Annotated in this window: 12 protein-coding genes; 4 read left to right on the top strand and 8 right to left on the bottom strand. The window is 65.7% G+C overall.

Going from position 1 to position 12,185, the window contains the following annotated elements:
* Nucleotides 1-28: 28 nt before the first annotated feature.
* Nucleotides 29-517: a sigma-70 family RNA polymerase sigma factor gene (locus J2R80_RS38835; protein WP_016844579.1), complete on the bottom strand. Its 489-nt coding sequence runs from the start codon at nt 515-517 to the stop codon at nt 29-31.
* Between the two features lie 227 nt (nt 518-744).
* Here J2R80_RS38835 and J2R80_RS38830 point away from each other — a divergent pair, with 227 nt between their 5' ends.
* The 3 genes from J2R80_RS38830 (at nt 745) to J2R80_RS38820 (ending at nt 3,820) form a co-directional block, all read left to right on the top strand.
* Entirely contained in the window at nt 745-1,344 is a 600-nt protein-coding gene (locus tag J2R80_RS38830; protein WP_168857197.1) for a histidine phosphatase family protein, read from the top strand.
* 149 nt (nt 1,345-1,493) lie between these two features.
* Entirely contained in the window at nt 1,494-2,582 is a 1,089-nt protein-coding gene (gene aroC, locus J2R80_RS38825; protein WP_168857196.1) for a chorismate synthase, read from the top strand.
* Between the two features lie 44 nt (nt 2,583-2,626).
* Nucleotides 2,627-3,820, top strand: a complete 1,194-nt coding sequence (locus tag J2R80_RS38820; protein ID WP_057015212.1) for an adenylate/guanylate cyclase domain-containing protein — start codon at nt 2,627-2,629, stop codon at nt 3,818-3,820.
* Between the two features lie 97 nt (nt 3,821-3,917).
* Here J2R80_RS38820 and J2R80_RS38815 read toward each other — a convergent pair whose 3' ends face one another.
* Together J2R80_RS38815 and clpS are read right to left on the bottom strand one after the other, a co-directional pair.
* Nucleotides 3,918-4,757 (bottom strand): hypothetical protein, encoded by an 840-nt coding sequence (locus J2R80_RS38815; RefSeq protein WP_253640451.1) that lies wholly within the window; start codon nt 4,755-4,757, stop codon nt 3,918-3,920.
* Between the two features lie 15 nt (nt 4,758-4,772).
* Nucleotides 4,773-5,078, bottom strand: a complete 306-nt coding sequence (gene clpS, locus J2R80_RS38810; protein WP_021076758.1) for an ATP-dependent Clp protease adapter ClpS — start codon at nt 5,076-5,078, stop codon at nt 4,773-4,775.
* Nucleotides 5,079-5,311: 233 nt separating this feature from the next.
* On the opposite strand from clpS, the gene J2R80_RS38805 reads away from it, so the two are divergent.
* Entirely contained in the window at nt 5,312-6,163 is an 852-nt protein-coding gene (locus J2R80_RS38805; protein ID WP_057015213.1) for a DUF1194 domain-containing protein, read from the top strand.
* A gap of 104 nt (nt 6,164-6,267) precedes the next feature.
* On the opposite strand, the gene J2R80_RS38800 is transcribed toward J2R80_RS38805, so the two are convergent.
* The 5 genes from J2R80_RS38800 to dxs all read right to left on the bottom strand — a co-directional run bounded on the left by J2R80_RS38800 (nt 6,268) and on the right by dxs (nt 11,739).
* A complete protein-coding gene (locus J2R80_RS38800) occupies nt 6,268-7,101 on the bottom strand; it encodes a nucleotidyltransferase domain-containing protein (protein ID WP_253640450.1) in 834 nt (277 codons plus the stop codon).
* A 54-nt stretch (nt 7,102-7,155) separates the two neighbouring features.
* Nucleotides 7,156-8,397: a methyltransferase gene (locus J2R80_RS38795; protein ID WP_253640449.1), complete on the bottom strand. Its 1,242-nt coding sequence runs from the start codon at nt 8,395-8,397 to the stop codon at nt 7,156-7,158.
* Entirely contained in the window at nt 8,390-9,151 is a 762-nt protein-coding gene (locus J2R80_RS38790) for a TlyA family RNA methyltransferase (RefSeq protein ID WP_168857193.1), read from the bottom strand. Before J2R80_RS38790 ends, J2R80_RS38795 begins: the two co-directional genes overlap by 8 nt.
* A complete protein-coding gene (locus J2R80_RS38785; RefSeq protein ID WP_057015217.1) occupies nt 9,148-9,711 on the bottom strand; it encodes a nucleoside 2-deoxyribosyltransferase in 564 nt (187 codons plus the stop codon). Before J2R80_RS38785 ends, J2R80_RS38790 begins: the two co-directional genes overlap by 4 nt.
* Nucleotides 9,712-9,810: 99 nt before the next feature.
* A complete protein-coding gene (gene dxs, locus J2R80_RS38780; protein WP_050387827.1) occupies nt 9,811-11,739 on the bottom strand; it encodes a 1-deoxy-D-xylulose-5-phosphate synthase in 1,929 nt (642 codons plus the stop codon).
* Nucleotides 11,740-12,185: the final 446 nt, after the last annotated feature.

Here is a 12,185-nt window from a genome sequence, read left to right as displayed (position 1 = left end):
TGCATAACGCCGGCCATCGCGCACATTATCATTTCACCCGCCGGAGCGCCGGGCGCTGGCCCTCGATCGAGGCCCGGACATGGGCGCGTGCGCGGGCGAGGCGGGACATCACCGTGCCGATCGGCACGCCCTGGATATCGGCGACCTCGCGGTAGCTCATGCCCTCCAGCATGACGAGCAGCAGCACCGAGCGTTGTTCCTCGACCAGCGTCGACAGCGCGCGTTCGATGTCGCGTCCCTCGGCCTCGGTGCCGCTGGCGTCGGCATTGTTATCGAGCAGCGGCACGAACGCCGGCCGCCGCGCCAGCGAGCGCCGGCGGTTCTTGTTCAGATTGGTCAGGATCGTGTAGAGCCAGCTCCTGACGTCGCCGCCGAGAAACAGCCGCTCCGAGCGCAGCGCCCGCACCAGCGTGTCCTGCACCAGATCGTCGGCGATATCCGTGTCACGCGCCAGCGCGCGCGCATAGCGACGCAGCGCCGGTATCATGGCTTCGACACTTTGACGAAACGCGGTCATGCATCCCAGTCTTCGATGGTCTCGGCGATAGCCGCCTTGTCCAACATAACACCCTGGCGGCGTGGCTATTCCGTCTGCGCCGATCTGCGCGCATACCGCCCAAGCTGCGGCCGATTTGGGCTTGTCGCCAGCCGAAGTGCTGGTGTACCTCCGAGCCGAAAAAATTCGAAGCGTGGAAGCCTTGAGGCGGCCGACCTCTCGCGCAGCAGGGACCAGCCGTTACGGGAATGCCGGTACCGACGATCTATTACATCCGCCACGGCGAGACCGCGTGGAACGCCGAAGGGCGGCTCCAGGGCGTGCAGGACATCGCCCTCAATGAGCGCGGTCGCGCCCAGGCCGCGCATGCCGGGCGCATCCTCGGCGATCTCCTCGCGCGCGACCGCCGTGACAAGGCGACGCTGCCGTTCGTCGCAAGCCCGCTGATCCGGGCGCGTGCCACCATGGAGCTGGTGCGCGCCGAGCTCGGCCTGCCGCCGGGCGACTACGCGCTCGACGCGCGGCTGCGCGAGATCGGCTACGGGACGTGGGAGGGCTCGACCTTGGCGCAGGCGCAGGCTGCGGACCCCGCGCTGTATGCCCGCCGCCTGGCCGAGAAGTGGACGGTGTCGCCGTCCGGCGGCGAGAGCTATGTCGACGTGCAGGTGCGGATGACCGACTGGTACCGCTCGGTGACGTCGGACACGGTCGCGGTCGCCCATGGCGGTACGGCGCGGGCGCTGATGGTGGCGCTCGGCTTCGAGACGCCGGCCTCGGCCGCCGAACTCTATATCGAGCAGGGGGCGGTCTACGTATTCGGTGAGCAGGGGCTGCGGAAGCATAGTTAACTCGCACTGTCATTCCGGGGCACGAAGCGAACCTCAGAGGCGCAATTGCGCCCCGGGGAATCTCGAGATTCCGGGTTCGATGCTCCGCATCGCCCCGGAATGACAGCTTGGCTGTTTGACCCCGCTGCCTCTGCGCGTTACGACACGCCATGTCCTTCAATACTTTCGGTCATATGTTCCGCGTCACGACCTTCGGCGAGAGCCATGGAGTCGCGATCGGCTGCGTCGTGGACGGCTGCCCGCCGCTGATCCCCCTGACCGCGGAGGAGATCCAGCACGACCTCGACCGCCGCCGCCCCGGCCAGTCGCGCTTCACCACCCAGCGCCAGGAGCCGGATGCGGTCAAGATCCTGTCCGGCGTGATGGCGCATCCGGTAACCGGCGCGCAGGTGACGACCGGCACGCCGATCGCGCTGCTGATCGAGAACACCGACCAGCGCTCGAAGGATTATTCCGAGATCAAGGACAAGTTCCGGCCCGGCCATGCCGACTTCACCTATGAAGCGAAATACGGCCTGCGCGACTATCGCGGCGGCGGACGCTCCTCCGCGCGCGAGACCGCGACCCGCGTCGCGGCCGGTGCGATCGCGCGCAAGGTGCTGCCCGAGGTGAAGGTGCGCGGCGCGCTGGTGCAGATGGGGCCTCACAAGATCGACCGCGAGAAGTGGGACTGGGACGAGATTGCGAACAACCCGTTCTTCTGTCCCGACAAGGACAAGGCGGCGTTCTTCGAAAGCTATCTCGACGGCATCAGGAAGAGCGGCTCCTCGATCGGCGCCGTCATCGAGGTCGTCGCCGAGGGCGTGCCAGCCGGCCTCGGCGCGCCGATCTACGCCAAACTCGACAGCGACCTGGCGGCGGCGATGATGAGCATCAACGCGGTCAAGGGCGTCGAGATCGGCGCCGGCTTCGGCGCCGCCGAATTGTCGGGCGAGGAGAACGCCGACGAGATGCGGACCGGCAACAACGGAACGCGTTTCCTATCCAACCATGCCGGCGGCGTCCTCGGCGGCATCTCGACCGGGCAGCCGGTGGTGGTGCGCTTTGCGGTCAAGCCGACGTCCTCGATCCTGACCACGCGCCGGACCGTGGACCGCAAGGGCGCGGATACCGACATCCTGACCAAGGGCCGCCACGACCCCTGCGTCGGCATCCGGGCGGTACCGGTCGGCGAGGCCATGATGGCCTGCGTGCTGGCCGATCATTTTCTGCGCGACCGCGGGCAGACCGGGCGCTGATCCCTTATATAGTGGCGGTCGCCAGACCGCCCTGGGGGAATGCCATGAACGCGTCGGAGCTTCGGGACATCATCGAATGGATGATCGGCGGCGCGCGGTCGGCGCCGACCCCGCCGCAGATGATGGCGGAATGCTGCGAGCGCCTGGTGCGGGCCGGCCTGCCGCTGTGGCGCATCGGCGTCTTCGTGCGCACGCTGCATCCGGAGATCTATGGCCGCCATTTCTTCTGGAAGCCCGGCGCCGAGGTCGAAACCGGCACCGTCGATCACAACATCCTGGACTCCCCGGAATTTGCCGTCAGCCCGCTGTCGACCGTGTTCAGGCAGGGTGTTGAAGTACGCGCGCGGCTCGACGATCCCGCAAGCGCCCGGTTTCCGATCGTCGTGGACCTGCAGGCCGAAGGCGTCACCGACTACATCGCCGTGCCGCTGGTCTATACCGACGGCTTCGTCAATGCCTCGAGCTGGACCACCAGGCAGCCGGGTGGCTTCACCGAGGAGCAGCTCGATGCGATCCGGTCGATCACCGTGCCATTGGCGCGCTATATCGAGATCATCACCCTGCGCCGCACCGCCTCGCTCTTGCTCGACACCTATGTCGGCAACCGTGCCGGCGAGCGCATCATGGGCGGCCAGATCCGGCGCGGCCATGCCGATACGATGGATGCCGCGATCTGGCTGTCGGACCTGCGCGGCTTCACCGCGCTGTCGGACCGCTTGCCGGCCGAGACGGTGGTGGAAATCCTCAACCTCTACTTCGATTGCCAGGTCACCGCGATCCGCGACCATGGCGGCGAGGTGCTCAAATTCATGGGCGACGGCCTGCTCGCGGTGTTCCCGGTCGACGAATATCTCGGCGACGAGGTGCAGGTCTGCTCACGCGTGCTGGAGGCCGCGCGCGCGTCCCGCGCCGGCGTCGAGGCGCTGCAATTCGCCAATGGCGATGCCGTCGAACGCTTCCGCTTCGGCCTCGCGTTGCATCTCGGGCGCGTGCTCTACGGCAATATTGGCGGCGGCAACCGGCTCGACTTCACCTGCATCGGTCCGGCGGTCAATCTCGCCGCGCGGCTGGAGAAGATCGCCGGCCGTCTTGGCCGCACCGTGGTGGCCTCGGAGCGCTTCGCCGGCATCAGCGACGGCGGCTGGAGCGATCTCGGCGAGTTTCCGATCGCTGGATTTGCCAAGGCCGAACGGGTCTACGGCCTGTACGACGAGGCGCCGGTCGCTGCTGCGAGCTAAAGCATGATCCGGAAAAGTGCGAAGCGGTTTTCCGAAAAGATCATGCTCAAACAAAGAGCCAAGGCGCGATGACGATTCAACCTAATCTCATCGCGCCTTAGCCGCCGCGGGCGTAAGACTGCTTCAGGCCGAAGGTCAGGATCGACAGCGTGATCCACAGCCGCAGCATGGCGAAGCCGAAGATGAAGACGACGTAGATAAGGTTCTTGAGCGGCTGGTCCACCATCGAGATTTGCCAGAAGTGCCAGATCGCGGTGCGCACAATCGCCTGCCCGTAGCCCAGCGCAACGTTGATCGTGCCCAGCACGAGCACCGCCGCGCCAAGCCACAGCGCGTGCCGGCCAAGGTCCTTGACGACGGCAAACAGCGCGACGCGACCGCCATTACTTTCCGCATTGACGATCATCAGCAACACCAGCGCTGCGATCGCCGCACTCCAGAACCGGCCGAGATCGGAGTCCTGATCGAAGGCCATGCCGTCGAGGCCCCACATCAAATGCGGAGCAAACGACGTGAAGCCGACCGCGGCGGTGCCGACTGATGCCACGATCATCACGAGCATGATCCGCCACAGGATCGACGCCGACAGTCTGGTCTGCTCGGCCAGGGTCCATTCGCCGAGCGACGATTGGCCTCCGGCAGCCTGGATCGAGTCCCGCGCTGTCGCGAAGAAGGCGAGCAGCACGCAGATGTCGGCCAGCACCAGCGCGGGCAGCGTCAGGCCGGGCCTGCCGAAACCGACGATCCGCAGCGCCGCCGCCATGACGAGCCAGGGCAGAGCGGGCAGGGGGCGAAACGGCCCGAACGAGGTTTCTGGGCGGGTCTTCCGCAGTGAAAGCTGTTGGCGCAGTGCGACGGACATGCCGCGTTCATGCCATGCGATCCCTAAAGCACCGGTCGCCGCGATCGCTAAAATTCGCGGCAAGGCCTGTGGCAATCTGGCGCTGGCGCGCTATTCCTCGGGCTCGGTGGTGAACAGCAGCGGATAGCCCTTGGCGCGGCCGGCGTCGGTGGCGCGCGTCGCCTTGGTCTCGGCGACGTCCCTGGTGAAGACAGCGACGACGCAGACGCCGCGCTGGTGCGCCGTCAGCATCACCTTGTATGCTTGGTCGTCGGTCATGCGGAATTCACCCTTCAGCACGGTGACGACGAATTCGCGCGGCGTGTAGTCGTCGTTGACCAGGATCACCTTGTGCAGGCGCGGCCGCTCGACCTTGGTCTTCGTCCTGGTTTTCGGCTTGACGACGGTATCTGGCATCGCACTCCCTCGCGATTGCCCCGTAAGAATACCGTCTTCAGGCGCGCCTTGGAACCGTTCGATTTGCACGGCGTCATTGCGGCAACGGCACGGCGCGCGTTGCCGCATTCGAGACAAACGAAGTTTGACTTGAGTGTGGACGTCTAACCTGAATGTGAAGGACAGCTGATATCTGCGCTTTTCGCCGCCTGAATTGCGTGTCACCATGACACTCATACGACGGGAGGGCCGCAATGCGCTGGTATGTCTCGATCGGAGCGGTGCTTGTCGCGGGCATGTTGGCCTGCGGCGATGTGGCCGGTGTTGCCGCGCCCGGCCCGGGAACCCAACCCGGCCATCGCCTGGCTGAAAAGGAATCCACACCGAGCGTCGACATCGAGTTGATCATCGCGGTCGACGTTTCCTATTCGATGGACATGGACGAGCTCGCGATCCAGCGCGAGGGCTATGCGCAGGCGATCGTCTCCAAGGATTTCCTGCAGGCGCTGAAGGCCGGTCCGAACGGCAAGATCTCGATCACCTATTTCGAATGGGCCGCCTCCAACGATCAGAAGATCATCATCCCCTGGCGGGTGATCGACGGCCCTGAATCCGCCGATGCGGTCGCCGCCGAGATCATGAAGACGCCGGTGCGCCGCGCCTCGCGCACCTCGATCTCCGGCGCGATCTATTTCGCGATCCCGATGTTCGACGAGAATCCGCATCGCGGGCTGCGCCGCGTGATCGATATTTCCGGCGACGGGCCCAACAACAACGGCACGCCGATCACGCCCGCGCGCGATGCGGCGCTCGACAAGGGCATCGTCATCAACGGTCTGCCGATCATGGTGAAGGAACCGTCCTACTCGACGATGGATATCGAGAATCTCGACTATTACTACGAGGACTGCGTGATCGGCGGACCGGGCTCCTTCGTGGTGACGATCAAGGATCGTGAGAAGTTCAAGGAGGCGATCCGCACCAAGCTGCTGCTCGAAGTTGCCGGCCGCACCCCCGAGCGCCCCATCATGCGGACCGCCGAGAAGGAGCCGCGGGTCAATTGCCTGATCGGCGAGAAGATCTGGCAGGACCGCTGGGGGCGGTAGCGATCATGTGGACCTCGTAGGATGGGTAGAGCGCAGCGAAACCCATCAATTCATGTCTATGGCGCGAATGATGGGTTTCGCTGCGCTCTACCCATCCTACGGTTCTAACTCGCCCTACAGATCTTCTGGAGCTCACTCTCTATCGCGCGCAGCATCTGCAACGCGGCGGCATGCTCGGTCGCACCGATCTGCCGCCAGACCTCTGCGGCGCGGCCAGCAAGGCCGCGAACCGTCACCGGAAAATTCGCGGCCTGCGCCAGTGCGCTCTTTTCGTTGATCAGATATTGCCCGTTCAGCGCAAACAGCACCTGTGCGAGGCAGGCCAGCGCGCGATAGGCGCAGCCGGCGACATGCGTGCCGTCGCCGCGCGGCAGAGCAAGCTCTGCATTCTCGATGCTGAACAGGACTTCCCATTGAAAGCGCCGGATCAGCGCATCGCGCAGGGCCGGCGGGTAGGGCACAGTCCTCGCCTTCAGCGCCGCGACGAGGCCGTCGGGATCGTGCAGCTGATGGCACAGCGCGACCTCGCCCATCCAGATCGCCGAGCAGAAGCCGTGCGGATGGCCCGGCTGGTAGTGCATGCTGATCTCGCCGTTCCGGCAAGCATCGATGACAGCAGAGACCTGATCGGTGCTGCGGTAGAGCAGGTCGACCTTGCGGCCGCCGATCGTGAGCCAGGCACCGCCGACGATCCACGGTCCCCATTCGCCGACCGGCGTGACATGCGCAGCGGCGGGGTCGTCGACCAGACCCGTTACAGCTTCGCGCAGCCGATCGATATCCGGCGCGGCGCCATCCCGATAGTAGAGGCCGATATCGGTGTCGGAGGTGTCATGCGCCGTGCCGCGCGCCCGCGAGCCGCCGAGTACGATGGCGGCGACGCCCGATACGGCGGCGATAACGGGGATGATGCGTGCGAGCAGCGGATCGTCGGACATGGAGCGCAGACTATAGCGAGACTGCCCGCGCTCAGCGATAGCCGCTCCGTCCTGTCAGCGCGCGAACCGCGCCACCAGCTCGACATGCGCCGTGTGGCGGAACTGATCGACCGGTGTGACGGCTGCGATCTTGTAGCCGCCGTCGATCAGGATTTTCGCGTCGCGCGCAAACGTCGCGGCGTTGCAGGACACCGCGACGATCACCGGCACCTTGCTCGCCGCCAGCTGGGTGACCTGCGCCTGCGCGCCCTGGCGGGGCGGGTCGAACACGACGGCGTCATAGTCGCGCAACTCCTGCGGCATCAGGGGACGGCGGAACAGGTCGCGCGCCTCGGCCTTGAGTGGCTTCAGCCCCGGCGTCGATTGCGCGGCCTTCTGCAGCGCGGTGATCGCACCCGTGTCGCTGTCGAAGGCGGCGATCCGCGCCTTCTCCGCGAGGCGCAGCGCAAACGGACCGACGCCGCAAAACAGGTCGGCGATATGCTTGGCGCGTCCGCAATGCTCGCGAACCAGCGCGGCCAGCGTCTCCTCGCCCTTGACGGTCGCCTGCAGGAACGAGCCGGGCGGCAGCACGACCTTCGCCTTTCCGATCGCAATCTCGGGAGAGGCACGCTGCAGCACCAGCTCGCCGTGGCGTGTCAGCCGCGCCAGCCGGTGCTTCTCCGCAACGCGCGACAAACTGGTGATCAGGCTGGTCGGCAGCGCGCCGGAACCGCGCACGTCGATGTCGAGTCCGTTGACGGTTGCGGTGACCTGGATGTCGAGCGGCTTGCCGATCGCGATCAGCGGCTCGGCGGTGGCCCAGGCCGCCTCGATCGCGCCGTCGAGCGCAGGATCGAGGATCGGGCAGCGATCGACCGGGACGATATCGTGTGAACCTGCCGCGGCGTAGCCGACCTTGAGGACCTCGTGGCTGCCAATGCGCCCGTGCAGCGTGATGCGGCGACGGCCCGCGCCATGGGCATCGATCAGCGCTGCGACTTCCGCCGCAATCTTCGCCTGCGCCAGCGTCTCGACCACGATGTTGCGCTTCCAGGCGTGGTAGGGCACATCGTTCCAGTGCTGGATCGCGCAGCCGCCGCACACGCCGAAATGCGGACAGAACGGCGCGATGCGCTCGGGGCTTTCCTGCGCGACCCACAGCAACCGCCGCCGGTCGGGATGGTTGCCCGGGACGTCGTCGACCTCGACCGTTTCGCCGGCCAGCGCATAAGGTACAAAGATCGATTGCGATCCCTCGATCGCGACGCCGTCGCCGCGGTGGCCGACATGGTCGATGGTAAGAAGCTCAGCCACGGCGCGCGCCGAGGAAGAATTCGATATTGCCGTCGCCGCCCGAGATCGATGACGGGAACACCTGAATGTCGGTGCAGCCCTGCGAGGCGGCAAAGGCTGCGATGTCGTCGCAGATCTCCTGGTGCACCATCGCGTTGCGGATCACGCCGCGCTTGGAGTGCTTGCGCGCCGCCTCGAACTGCGGCTTGATCAGCGCCAAAAGATGCATCGGAGCTGCCGCCAGCGACAGCGCCACCGGCAGCACCAGCTTCAGCGAAATGAAGCTGACGTCGATCACCACGATGTCGGGCCGCGCCGGCAGGCGCTTGCCCTCGAAACTCCTGATGTCGGTCGCCTCCATGGAGACGATCTTCGGATGCCCCCGCAGCGAGGGGTGCAGCTGGCCATGGCCGACATCGATGGCGAACACGAGGCTTGCGCCGTTGGCGAGCAGCACTTCGGTGAAGCCGCCGGTCGAGGCGCCGACATCGAGGCAGACATGGCCCTCGACGTCAATCGGATAGTGCTCGAGCGCGCCGGCGAGCTTGACGCCGCCGCGCGAGACATAGGGATGCGCCGGCTCGGCCGAGAGTGCCGCGCCCGGTGCGACGATCTCGGACGCCTTCGCGATCTGCCTGCCGTCGGCGGTGACGAGGCCGGCGTCGATGGCGGCGCGCGCTCGCGCCCGGCTTTCGAACAGGCCGCGTTCCACCAGCAGCACGTCGATGCGTTTGCCGGCGGATGCGTCGTTGTCGTTGTCGCCCGCTCTGGTCACTTCGCCGCCTGCCGGCGCTGCGCGGCAGCGAGCCGCACGCAGGCCTCGAAGGAGGTGAGGTCGTGCCATAGGTCGGCCGACGGCTCGCGCGGGGTCACCAGCGGGCTGCCGTGCAGGTCGAGCGCGTGCATCATCATCAGATTGTCCGGCAATCCAAACTCTTCCACCGTCAGCCCCTCCGCATCGATCAGGCGTCCGTCGGATGCCGGCACGACCTGGCTGAGCCGCGCCACGCGATTGGCGTAGGACGTGGGATCGTTGGAATAGGCGAGGCACAGTTTGCCGCGTCCCGCCATGTAGCCGAGTTCGTAAACCGTGCCTGCGTCGGCACTGGGGCCGCGAAACGGCGTCAAGTTGGCGATGATGGCGTCGGCAGACTCCATCATCGCCTCGTTGCTCTTGAAGATGGTGAGCGAGACGCCGGCGGCGGTGGGATCGATGCTGTTGTCGAGCGGATACAGCCCGGTCAGCCCGTGATAGGCGCAAACCTCCGCCTTGCGGCGGCCGATCTCCACGGCATCCGGCAGGAACACGTCAGGACCTGCCAGATAGATCTTCATGGACTTGCCGGGGCTGGTGCGTTTTCGAGCGACAACCTGGAGCTTCGGTTCTGATTCAATCAGAACCGAAAATGCTCCAGTGAGCGCCGCCCGTCGCGATCAGGCGAGCTTGACGGTCTCGGCCTTGTAGTCCTTGCCGAGGGTTTCGAACACCTTGGCAACGATGCTCTTGGCGTCGAGACCGGCGCGGGCATACATCGCCGCCGGCGTGTCGTGGTCGAGGAACACGTCGGGCAGGATCATCGAGCGGAACTTGAGCATGCCGCTGTCGAGCATGGCGTTGTCCGACAGGAACTGCATGACATGCGAGCCAAAGCCGCCGATCGAGCCTTCCTCGATCGTGATCAGGATCTCATGGTCGCGGGCGAGCTTCATGATCATCTCTTCGTCGAGCGGCTTCATGAAGCGCGCGTCGGCGATCGTGGCGGAAAGGCCGTGCGCGGCGAGCTCGTCGGCCGCCTTCTCGCACTCGGCGAGACGGGTGCCGAACGACAGCAGCGCGACCTTCTTGCCCTCACGGATGATGCGGCCCTTGCCGACCTCGAGGGCAACGCCGACTTCCGGCATCTCGATGCCGCGGCCTTCGCCGCGCGGATAGCGCAGCGCGCTCGGACGATCGTTGATCGCAACCTGCGTCGCCACCATGTGGACCAGTTCCGCCTCGTCGGCGGCGGCCATGATCACCATGTTCGGCAGACAGCCGAGATACGCATTGTCGAACGAACCCGCGTGCGTCGCGCCGTCGGCGCCGACCAGGCCGGCGCGGTCGATCGCGAAGCGGACCGGAAGGCTCTGGATCGCGACGTCATGGACCACTTGGTCATAGCCGCGCTGCAGGAAGGTCGAATAGATCGCGCAGAACGGCTTGTAGCCTTCGGTGGCGAGGCCGGCGGCGAAGGTCACCGCGTGCTGTTCGGCAATGCCGACGTCGAAGGTGCGGTCCGGGAACGCCTTGTTGAAAATATCGACGCCGGTGCCTGACGGCATCGCCGCGGTGATGGCGACGATCTTGTCGTCCTTCTCGGCTTCCTTGACGAGGCTCTGGCCGAACACGTTCTGGTAGGCCGGCGCATTCGGCTTGGCCTTGGCCTGGGTGCCGGTCGCGACGTCGAACTTGACCACGGCGTGGTACTTGTCGGCGGAGGCTTCGGCCGGGCCGTAGCCCTTGCCCTTCTGGGTCACGACGTGAACCAGGATCGGGCCGGTCTCCATGTCGCGGACGTTCTTCAGCACCGGCAGCAGATGGTCGAGATTGTGACCGTCGATCGGGCCGACATAGTAGAAGCCGAGTTCCTCGAACAGCGTGCCGCCGTCCATCATGAAGCCGCGGGAATATTCCTCGACGCGGTTGGCGCGGTTGGCGAGGATCTTCGGCAGGCGCTTGTTGATCTGCTTGGCGGCCTCGCGCAGCGAGCGGTAGGTCTTGCCGGAGTAGAGGCGCGACAGATAGGCGCTCATCGCGCCGACGGGCGGCGCGATCGACATGTCGTTGTCGTTGAGGATCACGATCAGGCGCGAGTTCATCGCGCCGGCGTTGTTCATCGCCTCATAGGCCATGCCCGCCGACATCGCGCCGTCACCGATCACGGCGATAACGTTGTTCTTGCCGCCGGAGAGATCGCGCGCCACGGCCATGCCGAGGCCGGCCGAGATCGAGGTCGAGGAGTGCGCGGCGCCGAACGGATCGTAGTCGCTTTCGGTGCGCTTGGTGAAGCCGGAGAGACCGCCGCCGGTGCGTAGCGTGCGGATGCGGTCGCGGCGTCCGGTCAGGATCTTGTGCGGGTAGGCCTGGTGGCCGACGTCCCAGATCAGGCGGTCGCGCGGGGTGTCGAAGATGTAGTGGATGGCGGTGGTCAGTTCGACCACGCCGAGGCCGGCGCCGAAATGGCCGCCGGTCACCGACACCGCGTCGATGGTTTCCTGGCGCAGCTCGTCGGCAACCTGCTGCACCTGCTCGACCTTCAGCTTGCGCAGGTCATCCGGCGTGTGAATAGTGTCAAGAAGCGGCGTCTTACTAAATGTGGTCACAGCGAATTTCCAATTTTTGCCTGTCGGAACGAACCGCCCGACGCGAGATGGGATGGCGCGCACACCGCGCAGCGAATGCCAGACACTGGGTGCCGCCCCGGCAGGCCGGTGCCTGGTTGTAAGCCTAGATTCACTCCGGATTGGACCACGTGATATGCATCACCTTGGTCGCTCTTCACCCGTCCCGGTTCAGTTTTGTCGAACCATTTGAGATGCATGCCGCCCGAAAAGTCGGGCTGCCCGCCACTCTCAAATGCCCATAGAACTGGAAGCATTACACCAAAGCCGCCGCCAAAGCCAACCCGATAGGGGCCGCAAGGTTCCTATGCGGCGCGCCGAAAAACCTAGTCTTTTCAATAGTCGGGTGGGAGCTGGGTTCCAATTTGCCTAATTTGGCGGCAGCCGGCCGGGCCGGCTCGGCCTGATTCGCAGCCGTACCCGACCCC

Origin of the sequence: Bradyrhizobium sp. USDA 4541 (assembly GCF_024171085.1) — a bacterium.
GTDB lineage: Bacteria > Pseudomonadota > Alphaproteobacteria > Rhizobiales > Xanthobacteraceae > Bradyrhizobium > Bradyrhizobium australafricanum.
The sequence above is the reverse complement of the archived record's forward strand: the minus strand, read 5'-3'. Positions and strand labels throughout refer to the sequence as shown.